The sequence below is a fragment of the Streptomyces sp. 3214.6 genome (genome assembly GCF_900129855.1).
Lineage (GTDB): Bacteria > Actinomycetota > Actinomycetes > Streptomycetales > Streptomycetaceae > Streptomyces > Streptomyces soliscabiei.
Map to the genome: position 1 here is coordinate 9,146,501 of NZ_LT670819.1, position 15,542 is coordinate 9,162,042.

14 protein-coding genes are annotated in these 15,542 nt (G+C 71.6%); 6 read left to right on the forward strand and 8 right to left on the reverse strand.

Annotation, left to right across the window (positions count from 1 at the left end):
• The first annotated feature begins 15 nt into the window (after positions 1-15).
• Together B5557_RS41405 and B5557_RS41410 are read left to right on the forward strand one after the other, a co-directional pair.
• Positions 16-801 (forward strand): glutamate racemase, encoded by a 786-nt coding sequence (locus B5557_RS41405; protein ID WP_079664339.1) that lies wholly within the window; start codon positions 16-18, stop codon positions 799-801.
• 106 nt (positions 802-907) lie between these two features.
• Entirely contained in the window at positions 908-1,483 is a 576-nt protein-coding gene (locus B5557_RS41410) for a hypothetical protein (protein WP_079664340.1), read from the forward strand.
• A gap of 47 nt (positions 1,484-1,530) precedes the next feature.
• Here B5557_RS41410 and B5557_RS41415 read toward each other — a convergent pair whose 3' ends face one another.
• A complete protein-coding gene (locus tag B5557_RS41415) occupies positions 1,531-2,613 on the reverse strand; it encodes an O-antigen ligase family protein (protein WP_079664341.1) in 1,083 nt (360 codons plus the stop codon).
• 279 nt (positions 2,614-2,892) lie between these two features.
• On the opposite strand from B5557_RS41415, the gene lnt reads away from it, so the two are divergent.
• Together lnt and B5557_RS41425 are read left to right on the forward strand one after the other, a co-directional pair.
• Entirely contained in the window at positions 2,893-4,503 is a 1,611-nt protein-coding gene (lnt, locus tag B5557_RS41420) for an apolipoprotein N-acyltransferase (RefSeq protein ID WP_079664342.1), read from the forward strand.
• A 111-nt stretch (positions 4,504-4,614) separates the two neighbouring features.
• Positions 4,615-5,094 (forward strand): NUDIX hydrolase, encoded by a 480-nt coding sequence (locus B5557_RS41425; protein ID WP_079664343.1) that lies wholly within the window; start codon positions 4,615-4,617, stop codon positions 5,092-5,094.
• Between the two features lie 67 nt (positions 5,095-5,161).
• Here the strand turns inward: B5557_RS41425 and B5557_RS41430 are convergent, their stop codons facing one another.
• The 5 genes from B5557_RS41430 to B5557_RS41450 all read right to left on the reverse strand — a co-directional run bounded on the left by B5557_RS41430 (position 5,162) and on the right by B5557_RS41450 (position 10,533).
• On the reverse strand, positions 5,162-5,821 hold the full coding sequence (locus B5557_RS41430) for a YceI family protein (RefSeq protein WP_079664344.1): 660 nt from the start codon (positions 5,819-5,821) through the stop codon (positions 5,162-5,164).
• Between the two features lie 183 nt (positions 5,822-6,004).
• Entirely contained in the window at positions 6,005-6,706 is a 702-nt protein-coding gene (locus tag B5557_RS41435; protein ID WP_079664345.1) for a FadR/GntR family transcriptional regulator, read from the reverse strand.
• A 20-nt stretch (positions 6,707-6,726) separates the two neighbouring features.
• Positions 6,727-7,767: an ABC transporter permease gene (locus B5557_RS41440; protein ID WP_079664346.1), complete on the reverse strand. Its 1,041-nt coding sequence runs from the start codon at positions 7,765-7,767 to the stop codon at positions 6,727-6,729.
• A 2-nt stretch (positions 7,768-7,769) separates the two neighbouring features.
• Positions 7,770-9,431: a sugar ABC transporter ATP-binding protein gene (locus B5557_RS41445; RefSeq protein WP_079664347.1), complete on the reverse strand. Its 1,662-nt coding sequence runs from the start codon at positions 9,429-9,431 to the stop codon at positions 7,770-7,772.
• Between the two features lie 49 nt (positions 9,432-9,480).
• A complete protein-coding gene (locus B5557_RS41450; RefSeq protein WP_079664348.1) occupies positions 9,481-10,533 on the reverse strand; it encodes a sugar ABC transporter substrate-binding protein in 1,053 nt (350 codons plus the stop codon).
• A 235-nt stretch (positions 10,534-10,768) separates the two neighbouring features.
• Between B5557_RS41450 and B5557_RS41455 the strand changes: the two genes are divergently transcribed.
• Positions 10,769-12,106: an enolase C-terminal domain-like protein gene (locus tag B5557_RS41455; RefSeq protein WP_079664349.1), complete on the forward strand. Its 1,338-nt coding sequence runs from the start codon at positions 10,769-10,771 to the stop codon at positions 12,104-12,106.
• Positions 12,107-12,584: 478 nt separating this feature from the next.
• Positions 12,585-13,157 carry a MarR family winged helix-turn-helix transcriptional regulator gene (locus B5557_RS41460; protein ID WP_079664350.1) on the forward strand — a complete coding sequence of 191 codons (573 nt, stop codon included), beginning with the start codon at positions 12,585-12,587 and terminating at the stop codon, positions 13,155-13,157.
• 48 nt (positions 13,158-13,205) lie between these two features.
• On the opposite strand, the gene B5557_RS41465 is transcribed toward B5557_RS41460, so the two are convergent.
• Positions 13,206-13,907: a gamma-glutamyl-gamma-aminobutyrate hydrolase family protein gene (locus tag B5557_RS41465; RefSeq protein WP_079664351.1), complete on the reverse strand. Its 702-nt coding sequence runs from the start codon at positions 13,905-13,907 to the stop codon at positions 13,206-13,208.
• Positions 13,904-15,394: an aldehyde dehydrogenase gene (locus tag B5557_RS41470; RefSeq protein WP_079664352.1), complete on the reverse strand. Its 1,491-nt coding sequence runs from the start codon at positions 15,392-15,394 to the stop codon at positions 13,904-13,906. Before B5557_RS41470 ends, B5557_RS41465 begins: the two co-directional genes overlap by 4 nt.
• Between the last annotated feature and the right edge of the window lie 148 nt (positions 15,395-15,542).

Consider the following 15,542-nt stretch of genomic DNA (forward strand, 5'->3'; position numbering starts at 1 on the left):
GTCTATGGTGGCCGGGTGAAGATCGCGCTCATGGACTCCGGAATCGGTCTGCTGGCGGCCACCGCCGCGGTACGGCGTCTGCGGCCCGACGCCGATCTCGTGCTCTCCCTCGACCCCGACGGCATGCCCTGGGGCCCGCGCACCCCGCAGGACCTCACCGAGCGTGCCGTGGCCGTCGCCGACGCCGCCGCCGCGCACCGGCCCGAGGCCCTCATCGTCGGCTGCAACACGGCGACCGTGCACGCCCTGACCGCCCTGCGCGCCCGCCTCGAACCCGGCATCCCGGTCATCGGCACCGTACCGGCGATCAAGCCGGCCGCGGCCGGCGGCGGTCCCGTCGCTATCTGGGCCACCCCCGCCACCACCGGCAGCCCCTACCAGAGGGGCCTCATCAAGGACTTCGCCGACGGGGTCCCGGTCACCGAGGTGCCCTGCTGGGGACTGGCCGAGGCCGTGGAGCACGCCGACGAGGCGGCGATCGACGCCGCGGTCGCCGCGGCAGCCGTGCTCACCCCCGACGAGGTGACCACCGTCGTCCTGGGCTGCACCCATTACGAACTGGTCGCCGACCGCATCCGTGCCGCCGTGCAGCGCCCCGGGCGTCCGCCGCTCGTCCTGCACGGTTCGGCCGGCGCCGTGGCGGCCCAGGCGCTGCGCCGGATCGGGGCGCGCCCCGCACCCGAGGCGACAGCCCTGGGCACGGTGACCGTCATCCTCAGCGGCCGCCAGGGCGGTCTCCCGGCGCCCGCCCTGGCGTATGCGGAAGGCCGTCTGCTCCAGGCCGTCAGTCCCGCGCAGTGACCGACGGGCGGCCGACGCCGTCCCTCGGACCGCTCGCCGCCCCGGCGGAGCAGTCACTGTGCGCAACGTGCTACCGGCGCAGCGAAACCTGAGTAACCTCATGCATATGAGGGACCACCCCCAAGACGAGAGCACTCCGCTTCCCGACGTCCCGCATCGTGACGCCCCGCACCCCGACATCTGGACCGGGCGTGCCACCAACCGGTTCCAATGGCTGCTCGCGCTCGTGGGCGCCGCCTGTATGGCGCTCGGCATCGAGCTCGCCGTCGATTCGGCGTGGACGTCCGGCATCGCCCCGCTCGCCATGGCCGTCGTCGGCTGTATCGCCGCCGGGTTGCTGGTCCTCTTCGGCACCCTCGCCTTCGTCCACGTCGACCTGAAGCTCGACAGGGAGTCCCTCGAAGTACGGTGCGGTCACATCGGCCTGCCGCGCCGCCGCATCCCGCTGGCCCATGTCGCCGGCGCCGACTTCGAACCGCTCGTCACCCCCCGACACTGGGGCGGCTGGGGCTATCGCTGGCGACCCGAGAAGGGCACCGCCGTCGTCGTACGCCGTGGCGAGGGCGTCGTGCTGCGGCTGTGGGACGGTCACACGTTCACGATCACCGTGGACGACGCGGAGTCCGCCGTACGCGTCATCAGGGCCCGGCTGCGGACGGGCGCCGAGGGCGCGGCACACTGACGTCCCTCCGACAGCCGTCCGGCGTCCCACTCCGCGTCGTGGCGCTGTCAGGCGGCCGGTCGGTCGTCGTGCCGTAGGTTCCTCTCGTACGCCACCGACGCCTCGGGCGCCGCGGCCTCCTCGGTGAGCGGTCGGGCCGTGGCCAGGCCCGCCAGCAGCCCCGCGCCGACCGACACCGTGGTGAAGCTCAGCGCGTTGCCGATCGCGGCGACGCCCGCGAGGGCCGTGAGCGCGGCACCCGCCGTCAGGACGACCGGCGTGGGGCGCGGTGCGCGCCACAGGGCGAACAGCACCCAGCAGAAGCACGCGGCGAGCAGCAGCACCCCGACGACGCCCTGCTCCGCCGCCAGCTGCAGCGGCGCGGAATGGGGCTTGCCGTCGGACAGGGGCGACTGCGCCGCCGTCGTGCTCAGCTCTCCGAAGCGCCCGGGGCCCACGCCGAGTCCGGCCTCGTCACGGGCCATGCCCAGGGCGTCGTGCCAGAGGTCGACCCGGCGAGGTGTCAGTCGGTCGCGCAGGGCGTCGGTGAGACCGGCGGGCAGGGTGTCCGCCGCGATGGCCCAGGTCAGGCCCGTCACCAGGGAGGCGGCGCCGGCCAGCGCCAGCAGGCCCGGTCCCCTGCGGTGCAGCCGGCCGGCGGCCAGCGAGCACAGCAGCACCGCGCCACAGGTCACCACGGCCGTGGTCGAGCCCAGGAGAGCCCCGGTGACCGCGATCACCCCGGTAAGCAACCACAGCGCGTACCGCAGCGCGGGCAGCGGGGTGGCCCGGGCGGCGCAGCACGCGGCGCCGGCCGACAGGGTGAGCAGCGCGGCGGTGGCACCGGCGTGGCCCAGCCGCTCGACGATCTCGGGTCCCGGCGCGAGCCGGGGCAGGGCCACCGTCACGGCGACCCCTGCCAGCGCCCCGACGCAGGGCGCGGCGACCGGCAGCAGCACCCCGAAGATCCGGCCCGCCGCATACCCGGCGGCCAGCGCCAGCACCGCGAGCAGGACGCCCTCGGGGCGGCCGCCGTGCACCGCGGCCGTGATCAGGGACCAGATGGCGCAGGCCCCGAACACGGCCACCCCCGCCGCATCGGAAACGTTTCGTCTCTCCCCGTCCGCGGCCGTGCCGGGCGCAGACGTCATCCCCGTGGAACCCACCCCGTCCCCCCGAACCCGGTCGCCCCCCGACCGTGACGGACCTGAACCGTGACGGACCCCGAACGCCTGAACGACCGGAGCTCTGGCACACCGTAACGGCTGTTGGGCGGTTTGTGGATGACTTGCGCCGGGTTGTGCGCCGGTGCGTGCGGTGATCGAGCGCCGTCCGGGGCACATGGCGACGGCCGGGGCGTGCCGTAGCCCACCGGCCCGCTCCGCGGACCGTGCTGTCGGCCGAAAGGCCACCCGCCGTACACTCCCCGAGTGACCGTCACCGCACCTCCCGTGGGCCAGCCCGACCAGCTGGAACCCCAGACCGCGCCGCCCTCGCGCGGCGCGCGGCTCCTGCGCCTCGTCCCGGCCGCCGCCGCGGCGCTCTCCGGAGTGCTGCTCTACGTCAGTTTCCCGCCACGCACCCTGTGGTGGCTGGCGCTGCCGGCCTTCGCCGGCTTCGGCTGGGTCCTGCGCGGGCGCACCTGGAAGGCCGCGCTCGGCCTCGGCTACCTCTTCGGCCTGGGCTTTCTGCTGCCGCTCCTGGTGTGGACCGGCGTCGAGGTCGGCCCCGGCCCGTGGCTCGCTCTGGTGGCGATCGAGGCGGTCTTCGTCGCGCTGGTCGGCGTGGGCGTCGCCGCCGTGTCGAAGCTGCCGGCCTGGCCGGTGTGGGCGGCCGCGCTCTGGATCGCCGGCGAGGCGGCACGCGCGCGTGTGCCCTTCCGTGGGTTCCCCTGGGGCAAGATCGCCTTCGGCCAGGCGGACGGCGTCTTCCTGCCCCTCGCCGCACTGGGCGGCACTCCCGTCCTCGGCTTCGCGGTCGTCCTGTGCGGTTTCGGCCTGTACGAGGTCGTGCGCCTCGTCCTGGAGCGCCGCAGCACAGGTGAGGTACGGCGGTCGGCCGCTGCCGTGGCACTGCTCAGCGTGGCCGTTCCGGTCGTCGGAGCCGTCGCCGCACGCTCGCTGGTGAGCGACAAGGCGCAGGACGGCACCGCGACGGTCGCCCTCATCCAGGGCAACGTGCCCCGTCTCGGCCTGGAGTTCAACGCCCAGCGCCGGGCCGTCCTCGACTACCACGCGCGCGAGACGCAACGCCTGGCCGCCGAGGTCAAGGCGGGCAAGGTCCCACAGCCCGACTTGGTGCTGTGGCCCGAGAACTCCTCCGACATCGACCCCTTCGCCTACGCCGACGCCGCCGTCGTGATCGACAACGCGGCCAAGGCGATCGGCGCGCCCATCTCGGTCGGCGGGGTCGTCGGGCGGGACGGCAAGCTCTACAACGAGCAGATCCTGTGGGACCCGGAGAAGGGACCCACCCAGACGTACGACAAGCGGCAGATCCAGCCGTTCGGCGAGTACCTTCCGCTGCGTTCCTTCATCGGCGCCATCAACAAGAACTGGACCTCCATGGTCCGCCAGGACTTCAGCCGGGGCAGCAAGCCGGGTGTGTTCGACATGGACGGCGCCAAGGTCGGCCTCGCCACCTGCTACGAGGCGGCCTTCGACTGGGCCGTGCGCGACACGGTCACCCACGGCGCGCAGATGATCTCCGTGCCCAGCAACAACGCCACCTTCGACCGCAGCGAGATGACCTACCAGCAGCTCGCCATGTCCCGCGTCCGCGCCGTCGAGCACAGCCGGACCGTCACGGTGCCCGTGACCAGCGGCGTCAGCGCGATCATCATGCCGGACGGCAGGATCACCCAGAAGACCGGCATGTTCGTCGCGGACTCGCTGGTGCAGAAGGTGCCCCTGCGCTCCTCGGAGACGCCGGCGACGAAGCTGGGCATCCTGCCCGAGATCGCCCTGGTGCTCGTCGCCGCGTGCGGCCTGGGGTGGGCGATCGGCGCCGGGCTGCGGGCCCGACGGAGCGCGACGACCTGACGACGACGGACCGCGGACTGACAGCGGACCGACGAAGGACGGACGACGAGCCGGTCAGAACGCCCGGGTTCAGGGCGCCCGGGGTTCAGGGCGCCCCGGTAGGGTCGGCCCATGCCGACTCCTGACTTCATCACCGAGATCCGGGCCTCCGCGGGCCACCAGTTGCTCTGGCTCCCCGGCGTCAGCGCCGTCGTCTTCGACGAGGAGGGCCGGGTGCTGCTCGGGCAGCGCGCGGACAACCACCAGTGGACCGTGATCACCGGTATCCCGGACCCCGGGGAGCAGCCCGCCGACTGCGCCGTGCGGGAGGTGTACGAGGAGGCCGGCGTGCACTGCGTCCCCGAGCGGGTCGTCCTGGTCCGCACGGGGCGGGAGGTGGAGTATCCGAACGGCGACAAGTGCCAGTTCATGGACGTCACGCTGCGCTGCCGGGCCGTCGGCGGTGAGGCACGGGTCAACGACGACGAGTCCGTCGCGGTGGGCTGGTTCGCGGTGGACGCCCTGCCGCCCATGCACGAAGATCAGCTGTTCCGCATCAAGCAGGCGCTCTCCGACGAACCCACGTGGTTCGAGACCACGCCTTCTGCCTGAAGTACGGGCTGACCACACACGGAGCACTTTGGGGGGTACGCCGTGCGGGCCGCGACCGCTGCGGGCGTCAGCCGGCGGCGGTGGTGCGAATGGCGGCGATGTCGAATTGGAGACGCACCTTCTCACTCACCATGGCGCCGCCCTCCGCAAGCCGTGCGTTGTACGTCAGACCCCATTCGGAGCGATTGATGGTGGTGGTGCCGTCGAAACCGGCCCGCTCATAGCCGAACGGGTCGGTGACATGGCCTATGTAGGTGAGTTCCAGTACCACGGGACGAGTGGTTTCCCTGATGGTGAGATCGCCGGTCATGCGGTAGACGTCCGGACCCGCGAGTTGAACGGCCGTACTCGCGAATCGCATACGGGGATAGGTCGCCGCGTCCAGGAAGTCACGGCCCACCAGGTGGGCGTCGCGCTGCTCCACACCGGTGTCGACGCTCGCGGTGGACAGCAGGATCTCGGCCCGTGAGCGGGCCGGGTTGCGCCCGTCGAAATAGAGCCGGCTCTCGTACTGTGTGAAGGCGCCGCGCACCGTCGTCACCAGGGCGTGCCGGACGGAGAAGCCGATGCGGCTGTGCGCGGGGTCGATCATCCAGTCGCCGGTCAGCGCCGCCAGGGCGGGATCGGGCAGGCCGGCGGAGGGGAAAGCGGGTGAGTCGGCGGGGCGTTGCGGAGCAGTGGGGGGTGCCGAGCGCCGGAGAGAGGCGCCGCGGGTGAACAGGTTCATGATTCACGTAGTTACTGCACCGCAGATATCGCCGCAAGCCTGCCTTCGGATGCGGCGGCGGATCGAATCAGTACCGAAAGGCTTATAGGCCGCCGCCGATGACCGGCTACTACAACATCCACACATGCCCGTCACGGAACAGCCAAGCGAATCCCCGGACTTCACCCGCGCATTCCCGTCCGGTCAGCCGTCGAGTGCGCAAAGAGGATCGTCGACGAGGTCGGCCGCCAACCACTGCTCCACAGCAGCGATATGGACCGTCGCGGTCGAGACGGCCAACGGGGCGTCGCCCGCCCGCAACGCGCGCAGGATCTCGTCGTGCTCCCGGTGCGCGTGCTCCACGGCTCGCTCGGTCCGGGTGCCGCGGACGATCCGGACCCGCTGGGTGCGGGTGGAGAGCACGCGCAGCAGCATCGACAGCACCGGATTGCCGACGGCCTCGACGATCCGCAGATGGAACGCGATGTCGTGACCCACGAACTCCTCGACCGTCGCGGCGGCCCGGGACCGGCGTAGGACGGCGGCCAGCTCGTCGAGGTCATCGGGTGCGAGCAGCGCGGCGGCCAGCCCGGTCGCCTGCGGCTCCAACAGCCTGCGCACCTCGAGCAGTTGCAGTGCCGTCTGCCCCTGGGAGACGTCCGAGGCGAAGGAGAGCGCCTCCAGCAGCAGATGGGGCTCCAGGCTCGACACGTAGGTGCCGTCCCCCTGCCGGGCGACCAGGATCCGCATCGCGGTCAGCGCCCGCACCGCCTCGCGCAGCGAGCTGCGGGACAGACCGAGCTGTCCGGCGAGGAGGTCCTCCCTGGGCAGGCGGGAACCCGGCGCGAGGTCGCCCGCCACGATCATCGCCTTGATCTTGTCCATGGCCTCGTCCGTCAGTGCCACGAGCGTGCCTCTCTGTGCGGCTACTCCTGCTTCTCGCCGGAGGCGAAGCGGGAGATGATCAGGGCGACGATGATGATCGCGCCGTTGAGGAACTGGTTCCACAGCGGCGGCACGCCCGCCAGCGTCATCACGTTGACGACCAGCTGCAGGGTGAGCACGCCGGTGAGGGCGCCGAACACGGAGCCCTTGCCGCCGTTGAGACTGACCCCGCCGATGACGGTCGCGGCGAAGACCTGGAAGATCCAGCCGCTGCCCTGGGTGGCGGAGATGGAACCGTAGTGACCGCTGTAGAGGATGCCGGCGAACGCGGCGAGCAGGCTGCCGAGGATGAGGACGACCCAGACGATCCGGTCGACGCGGATGCCCGCGGTGCGCGCCGCCTCCGGATTGCCGCCGATCGCGTACAGCGCCCGTCCGTGCCGCAGCCAGGCCAGCGCGGAGCTGCCGAGAGCGAACAGCAGCACACAGATCCAGATCGCCGCGGGCGCCCCCCACCAGGACGCCTTGCCCAGGTAGGTGAAGGAAGAGGGCAGTTCGACGATGGACTGGCCCTCGGACAAGGCGACTTGGAGGCCGCGCAGCATCGTCAGCATGCCGAGGGTGACGATGAAGCCGTTGAGCCGCAGTTTCAGGATGAGGAAGCCGTTGACGGCGCCGATCACCATTCCCACCAGCAGACACAGCGGGACGGCCGTCCACTCGGGGAGCAGCCCGAGGCCCGTGAACCGGGCGCCGCTCGTGGGCAGCACGAGCCAGACGGCGATGACCGGGGCCACCCCGATGGTGGACTCCAGGGACAGGTCCATCCGCCCGGAGATCAGGATCAGCGCGGTGGCGAGGACGAGCAGGCTCAGCTCGGTGGACTGCTGGGCCACGCCGATGAGGTTGTCGGAGGTCAGGAAGGCCGGCGAGACGATGAACCCGATCAGCATCAGGACCAGGATCGCCGGGATCAGGGACAGCTCACGGAACCGGCCGAGGTCGAGGCCGCGCCCGGTGTCCTCGGCGGGCTTCTGCGCCACGCCCGCTGCGGGGTCGGTGACATCAGTGGTGGCGGACATGACTACCTTTCGTCCTCGTCGGTGTCGGGAGCCTCGTCGGGGTCGGGGTCGGGGTCGGGTGCCGCGCCGGCACCGGGTGGGTCGGTCCTGTCGGCCACGCCCTCCATGGCGGCGACCACGTGCTCGTCCCGCCAGCCGGGGGCGAACTCGGCGACCGCCCGGCCGTGGAACATCACCACGACCCGGTCGCACACCCGCAGGTCGTCCAGCTCGTCGGAGACGATCAGCGCGGCCTTCCCGCCGTCCGCGACCTCGCGGATGCGGCGCAGCAGGAACTCCTTGGACTTGACGTCCACCCCGTTGGTGGGCCGGACGGCGACCAGGACACGCGGGTCGGTGGCCAGGGCGCGGGCGACGACGACCTTCTGCTGGTTGCCGCCGGACAGGGCGGAGACCGGGGTGGCCGCACCCGGCGTCTTGATGTCGAGGTCCCGGATCATGCGCTGGGCGAAGACCCTGGTCCGGGCGGGCAACACCGTGCCGAACGGGCCCAGTTGGCCGGTGACGGTGAGCGTCGCGTTCTCCGCCACACTGCGGTTGTTGACCAGGCCCTGGAGATGACGGTCCTCCGGGACCAGCCCCACGCCCGCGGCCAGCGCCGCCGGAACGCTGCCGGTGCGTACGGGACGGCCGCCGACCGCTATCCGGCCCTCCTCGGCGCGGTGCAGACCGGCGACGGCCTCACCCACCCGCACATTGCCGCTGGCCGCCGCTCCGGCCAGCCCGACCACCTCGCCTGAGCGGACCGACAGGGACAGACCGTGGCAGGCCCCGGGGAGCGTGAGGCCCTCGATCACCAGCAGCTCGGGACGCTCGTCCGATCCGTCCGATCCGTCCGATCCCCTCTGCCCGGCGGCCCGGCCGTCGTCCGCCGGGGCGCCGGCGGCGGTGGCGGTCGTCTCCCCGGTCATGGCCTCCACCAGGGCCTGGTGATCGACCTCGGCCACGGGCGCGGTGAGGATGTGGGTCGCGTCGCGGTAGACGGTGACCGTGGTGCAGAGGTCGTACACCTCTTGCAGGTGGTGGGAGATGTAGAGGAAGGCGACGCCCTGACCCTGGAGGTCGCGCAGTTTGTCGAAGAGTCTGCCGATGCCGCGGGCGTCGAGCTTCGCGGTCGGCTCGTCGAGGATGATGAAGCGCGCGCCGAACGACAGGGCGCGGGCGATCTCCACGAACTGCCGCTGTTCCACGGTGAGTTCACGAGCTCGGGCATTGGCGTCGATGTCCACGCCGTACTCGCCGAGGAGTTCCTCGGCCCGGCGGCGCAACTGCTTCCAGCGGATGGGCTGGAGCGGGCTCGCGCTCTGCCGGTTGAGGAAGAGGTTCTCGGCGACGGTCAGGTCCTGGATGATCGTGGACTGCTGGTAGACGCAGGCGACGCGGGAGCGCCAGGCGTCGATGTCGCCGACGGGCGGCGCGGGTTCGCCGTTGAAGCGCAGCGTGCCGGCGTCGGGCCGGCGCAGTCCGGTCAGCAGGGACACGAGCGTCGACTTGCCGGCGCCGTTGCGGCCCACCAGCGCGTGCGACTCGCCGGGGGCGACGGCGATACGGGCGTCGCGCAGCGCCACGGTGGCGCCGAACCTCTTGCCGACCCCGACGGCCTCGGCCACCGGTGTGGGGCCGCCGCCGTCCGCCGGCCGGGGCGCGGTCGCGGTGTCCGCCATGGAGATACCGTCCTTCCAGGGGTGCGGGCGCTGTCGGCGGGCCGGTCGGTCACTGCCCGACGGTGTTGCCCCACAGGGTCTTGTCGTCCACGTTGTCCTTGGTGACCAGCGGCGCCGGCAGCTGGTCCTCCAGGCCGTTCGGGATCTTGACGATGGTGGAGCCGTGGTCGGTCGCACCCGGCTTGAAGGTCTTGCCCTCGGCGGCGGCCTTCGCGTAGTACAGCGCGTACTTGGCGTAGAGGTCGGCGGGCTGGGAGACGGTGGCGTCGATCTGGCCCTTGCGGATGGCGTCGAACTCCTGCGGGATGCCGTCGTTGGAGATGATCGAGATGTGCCCCGGCCGGCCGGCCGGCTTGAGCAGCTTCTTCTGCTCCAGCAGTGCGAGGGTGGGCTGCAGGAAGACGCCGCCGGCCTGCATGTAGATGCCGTTCAGGTCCGGGTGCTGGGCCAGCAGCGACTGCAGCTTGGCGGAGGCCACGTCGCCCTTCCAGTCGGTGGGCAGCTCGAACACCTTGATGCCGGGGAACTTCTGCTTCATGCACGCGGCGAACGCCTCGGAGCGGTCGCGCCCGTTGATGGAGTCCAGGGCGCCCTGCAGCTCGGCCACCTTGCCCTTCCCGCCCAGCTGCTTGCCGAGGAACTCGCACGCCTTCGTGCCGTACGCCCGGTTGTCGGCGCGGACCACCATGTAGACGTCGCCCTTGTCGGGACGGGTGTCGACACTGACCACCGGGATCTTCTTCGACGCCAGGGTGTCCAGCGTGGAGGCGATGGCACCGGTGTCCTGCGGCGCCATGACGACCGCCTTGGCACCCGTGTTCTCGAACACCTGTACATTGGCCACCAGCTTGGTGACGTCGTTCTGCGAGTTGCTCAGCGGCAGCGCGTTGACGCCGTCCGACTTGATGTCCTTCTTCAGGTACTGGGCGTAGGAGTTCCAGAAGTCGGAGTCGGAACGCGGCAGGTCGATCCCGATGGCCGGCTTGTCACTGCCGGAGCCGACCGCGTCGGCACTCTCACGGTTGCACGCGGTGGCGAGCGACATCGCCGCGAGGACGGCAGTGACGGCTGCGGCGGTGGAGCGGGTGCGAGCGAGCTTCATGGCCGGGTTATCTCCTTAGCCAGGACTGGGAGCCGCGCGGGGTGATTCCTCCGATGTATCTCGGAACGCCGAGGACGTTACGACGGCGTTCCCTGCGCTGACAAGGGGTCGTCCTCAACCGAATCCGTGGGCTTCTTGGAGTGTTGTCACGGAGTCGCACTGCCCCTAAAGTCGCAGTTCTGTCATTCCTCCGACCTCCGATGAATGAGTGCTGTCAAGCCAAGAGAGGCACCCCTTGACCGCAACCCCCGACCGGATCATCGCGGTGGACACCCACGACATCCGCTTCCCGACCTCGCGGGAGCTGGACGGCTCCGACGCGATGAACCCGGATCCCGACTACTCCGCCGCGTACGTCGTGCTGCGGACCGACGCCGGCGACGGGCTCGAAGGCCATGGCTTCACCTTCACCATCGGACGCGGCAACGACGTACAGGTCGCCGCGATCGCGGCCCTGCGTCCGCATGTCCTCGGGCGGTCGGTGGACGAACTGTGTGCCGACCCGGGCTCCCTGAGCCGCGACCTGATCGGCGACAGCCAACTGCGCTGGCTCGGCCCCGAGAAGGGGGTGATGCACATGGCTGTCGGCGCGGTGCTCAACGCGGTGTGGGACCTGGCCGCCAAACGCGCCGGACAGCCGCTGTGGCGGCTGCTCGCCCACGCCGACCCCGAGTGGCTGGTCTCCCAGGTCGACTTCCGTTACATCGCCGACGCCCTTACTCCGCTGGAGGCCCTCAGCCTGCTGCGGGACGGGCAAGGCGGGCTTGCGGAGCGCGAGACGGCCCTGCTGGAGCGCGGCTACCCCGGCTACACCACCTCGCCGGGTTGGCTCGGCTACTCCGACGAGAAGCTCACCCGGCTCGCCAAGCAGGCCGTCTCGGACGGCTTCACCCAGATCAAGCTCAAGGTGGGCGCCGACCTCGACGACGACCTCCGCCGACTGCGCACGGCCCGCGCAGCCGTCGGTCCCGGGGTGCGCATCGCCGTCGACGCCAACCAGCGCTGGAACATCGGCGAGGCCGTCTCATGGACCCGCGCCCTCGCCGAGTTCGGGCCGTACTGGATCGAGGAACCCACCAGCCCGGACGACATCCTCGGCCACGCGGCCGTCCGCGAGGCGGTCGCGCCGGTGAAGGTCGCCACCGGCGAACACGTCCAGAACCGCGTCGTCTTCAAACAGCTGCTCCAGGCCGGCGCCCTCGACGTCCTGCAGATCGACGCGGCCCGGGTCGGCGGCGTCAACGAGAACCTCGCGATCCTGCTGCTCGCCGCCAAGTTCGGGGTGCCGGTGTGCCCGCACGCCGGCGGTGTCGGCCTGTGCGAACTCGTCCAGCATCTGGCGATGTTCGACTACCTGGCCGTGTCCGGGACCACCGAGAACCGGGTCATCGAGTACGTCGACCACCTCCACGAACACTTCACCGCACCGGTGGTGATGCGCGACGGCCACTACACGGCCCCGCTCACCCCCGGCTTCTCCGCCGCCATGTACCCCGAGTCCCTCGCCGAATTCCGTTACCCGGACGGCACGTTCTGGGCCGCCGACCTCGCGGTGCGGCCCGCGGGCGCCTGAGCTGCGGGCCGGATCTCAGCTGGGCGGGATCCGCTCCACGAAGTGCTTCAGGTGCTCGGTCGTGGGCCTCGGCAGCCCTACCCGCGCGACGGTGTCGCGTTCGCGGGTGAGCTGCCGATGCGGGCGGCCACCGCGAGCTGCTGGTGGCTGACCATGCGCGCCTCCGTGGGCCCACGACCAGGAATGTCGTTTGACCCCTGACGGTCCGGCGCTGCGGGCGGCCCGACAAGTCGTTCACCGTTTTGCGACCGGATGCCCGCCGACGGCCGTCCGGCCCGTCACCCGGTCGGTATTCGTACGGATGGCGGCGCGCGACGCCCGGGCCTTTCGGCGCCCGCGGGCATCCCGGAACAGCTGCCCACCGCGTGAGAGGGAGCCCAGTGTCCGGCGGCGTCCTGCCCGTGGCCCTGTCGTTTCGTACAATTTGAGTCCGAACAACACGACGATCCACGTACCAGGTGGCCGAAGGAGTGTGCCGATGCCCGGCCAGCGATCCATCGCCGAAGCCGAGAAGCTCGCCGAGGCCAAACTCGGGGGGATTGCGCTGCGGCGGGAGCAGATGGCCGTCGTCGCCAACATCTACCGCGCCGCCTCGGCGGTACGGCAGCACCTGGAGAACTCCGTGCTGCGCGGCTCCGACCTGACGTGGACGGCATTCGTCGTGCTGTGGGTGGTGTGGGTGTGGGGCGAGTCGGAGACGCGGCACGTCGCGGAGGAGGCCGGGATCTCCAAGGGCACGCTCACCGGCGTGTCGCGGACGCTGGAGGGGCGGGGGCTCGTCCGGCGGGCCGGGCACCCCGCCGACGGCAGGCTGGTCCTGCTGAGCCTCACCGAGGAGGGGGAGGCGCTGATGCGGCGGCTGTTCCCGGCCTTCAACGAGGAGGAGGCCTTCGTGGCGAGCCGCCTCAGCGACGAGGAGTGCCGGACCGTCGCCGACGGGCTGCGCCGCGTCGTCCGCCAGGTCGAGGAGGAGGGCGAGGAACGCCGCACCACCCTTCTCGACGGCGCCACCCCGGCCCCCCGCCGCAGCGGCCGCCGCCCGAAGTCCTGACCCACAAGCCCCTTGCCGGTCCGGGCTCCGGCTCTTGGCCTCTCCGCCTCAGCGGCCGTCGTGGGCCGCTTGGACCAGGGCGTCGAAGAGTCGCTGTTGGGCCGGGTCCTCGTGGGCCGTGTCCTCAGGGTGCCATTGGACGGCGGTGAACCAGCCACGGGCGCCCGGGAGTTCGAGGGCCTCGACGGTACCGTCGGCGGCTCGGGCGGTGATGTCCAGGCCGCGGCCCGGGAGGTCGACCCGCTGGTGGTGGTAGCAGGAGGCCTCCGCTTTTTCCACGCCCATGGTCTGCTCCAGCAGGGTGCCGCGGCGGATCTCCACCGGGTGCACGACGTGCCGGTGTTCGAGCTCCGGACCACCCATGTCCTGCTCCAGAGTGCCGCCGAGGGCGACGTTGACGACCTGTAGGCCCCGGCACACCGCGAGCAGGGGCAGGCCCGACTCCAGGGTGCGGCGGGCGACTTCGAGGTCGAAGGCGTCCTGGAGGTCGTCGACGTCGTAGACGCTCCGGTGAGCGGCGGCGGCGCCGTAGCGGTGCGGGGAGAGGTCGCCGCCGCCGGGGAGGACGACGCCGTCGAAGCGCGTGAGCCGCCGGGCGACGTCGGTGTCGACCGGATGGATGCCGACCGGTTCCCCGCCCGCCCGCCACACCGCTTCCAGCAGGGCGCGGGCGTTGACCTCGGCCGCGTAGCGCAGGGCCGAGGTGGTGGCGGCGAAGCGGGCGGGGATCGCTATCAGGGGTCGGGTCACAGCTGGATCCAGGTGGTCTTGAGCTCGGTGTACTTCTCCACGGCGTGGACGGACTTGTCGCGACCGTTGCCCGACTGCTTCATGCCGCCGAAGGGGACCGTCAGGTCGCCCTCCTCGTAGCAGTTGACCCACACCGTGCCGGCCTTCAGCGCCCGCGCAACCCGGTGCGCGGTGGACAGGTCGGAGGTCCACAGGCCGGCGGCGAGCCCGTACTCGGTGGCGTTGGCCAGTCGGACCGCCTCGTCGACGTCGTCGAAGGAGAGCACCGACAGCACGGGCCCGAAGATCTCCTCCCGGGCCAGCCGCATGCCGGGGTCCACGTGGTCGAAGACGGTCGGCTCCAGGTAGCTGCCGCCCGTGTCGGCGAGAACGCGCTTGCCGCCGGTCCGGAGCCGGGCGCCCTCGGCGAGCCCGGTCCGGACGTGGCCGTGCACGCGCTCCAGGTGGGCCGCGCCGACCAGTGCGCCCATCTCGGTGGCCGGGTCGAGCGGGTCGCCGACGCGCAGCTCCCGGGCCCGGGCGACGACGGCTTCGGTGACGCGTTCGGCGATGGAGGAGTGCACCAGCAGTCGGGAGGGGGCGGTGCACATCTCGCCCTGGTTGAAGAAGATGCCCCAGGCGGCGGTGGCGGCGGCCTGCTCCAGGTCGGGGGCGTCGGGCAGGACGATGTTCGGTGACTTGCCGCCCAGCTCCAGCCAGACGCGCTTCAGGTTCGAGTCGGCCGCGTAGCGCAGGAATTGCCGACCGACGGCGGCGGAGCCGGTGAAGGCCAGCACGTCCACGTCGGGGTGCAGACCGAGAGCCCGGCCGGCCACCGGCCCGTCGCCGTTGACCACGTTGAGCACGCCCGGCGGCAGCCCGGCCTCGGTGGCGATCCGGCCCAGCAGGAGGGCGGACAGCGGCGAGTTCTCCGACGGCTTGAGCACGACCGTGCAGCCGGCCGCCAGCGCCGGGGCGATCTTCCAGCCCGCCAGCGTGAGCGGGAAGTTCCAGGGCACGACCGCGCCGACGACTCCGGTCGGCTCCCGCGTGACGAGGGCGAGCGCGTCGGGAGCGGTGTGCGGGGAGTCGTCGGTGAACTTGTCGGCCAACTGCCCGTACCAGCGGAAGGTGTTGATGAGGGCCCGCAGTTCGATCGCGTACGCGTCGGTGACGGGCTTGCCCATCTCCAGCGTGACGGCGAGCGCGAGTTCCTCCCTCCGTTCCTCGAACAGCTCGGCGATCCGGATCAGCGTCCGGCCGCGTTCGGCCGGTGCGAGGCGTGGCCAGGGGCCGGTGTCGAAGGCCCGGCGGGCAGCCGCCACAGCGGCGTCCACCTCGGCCGCGCCGCCGTCGGCGACCTGGGCGACCACCTGGCCGTCCCGGGGCGAGACGGCCGCGAACACGGCTCCGCCGCCGCCCTCGTCGGTGCCGTCGATGTGGTGGGCGCCGGACAGCTCGAAGGTCTTGGCGCGGTGCAGCCACTCGTCGTGGGTGAGGTCCGGCATGCCTGGTCTTCCCTTCACAGGAGAGTCATTTGATCTCAAACGATATGGATTCGAAGGGTCCTTCACAAGACCGCGCGATCGAGCCGGGCCTGGTCGGCGACCGGCGACCGGCGACCGGCTCACGGAGCGCGGAGCGCGGACGCGACTT

Excerpts from the sequence above, each read along its gene's own strand:
- B5557_RS41410 (WP_079664340.1), top strand. The coding sequence starts at position 908 with ATGAGGGACCACCCCCAAGACGAGAGCACTCCGCTTCCCGACGTCCCG.
- B5557_RS41415 (WP_079664341.1), bottom strand. The coding sequence starts at position 2,613 with ATGACGTCTGCGCCCGGCACGGCCGCGGACGGGGAGAGACGAAACGTT.
- B5557_RS41425 (WP_079664343.1), top strand. The coding sequence starts at position 4,615 with ATGCCGACTCCTGACTTCATCACCGAGATCCGGGCCTCCGCGGGCCAC.
- B5557_RS41430 (WP_079664344.1), bottom strand. The coding sequence starts at position 5,821 with ATGAACCTGTTCACCCGCGGCGCCTCTCTCCGGCGCTCGGCACCCCCC.
- B5557_RS41440 (WP_079664346.1), bottom strand. The coding sequence starts at position 7,767 with ATGTCCGCCACCACTGATGTCACCGACCCCGCAGCGGGCGTGGCGCAG.
- B5557_RS41445 (WP_079664347.1), bottom strand. The coding sequence starts at position 9,431 with ATGGCGGACACCGCGACCGCGCCCCGGCCGGCGGACGGCGGCGGCCCC.
- B5557_RS41450 (WP_079664348.1), bottom strand. The coding sequence starts at position 10,533 with ATGAAGCTCGCTCGCACCCGCTCCACCGCCGCAGCCGTCACTGCCGTC.
- B5557_RS41460 (WP_079664350.1), top strand. The coding sequence starts at position 12,585 with ATGCCCGGCCAGCGATCCATCGCCGAAGCCGAGAAGCTCGCCGAGGCC.
- B5557_RS41470 (WP_079664352.1), bottom strand. The coding sequence starts at position 15,394 with ATGCCGGACCTCACCCACGACGAGTGGCTGCACCGCGCCAAGACCTTC.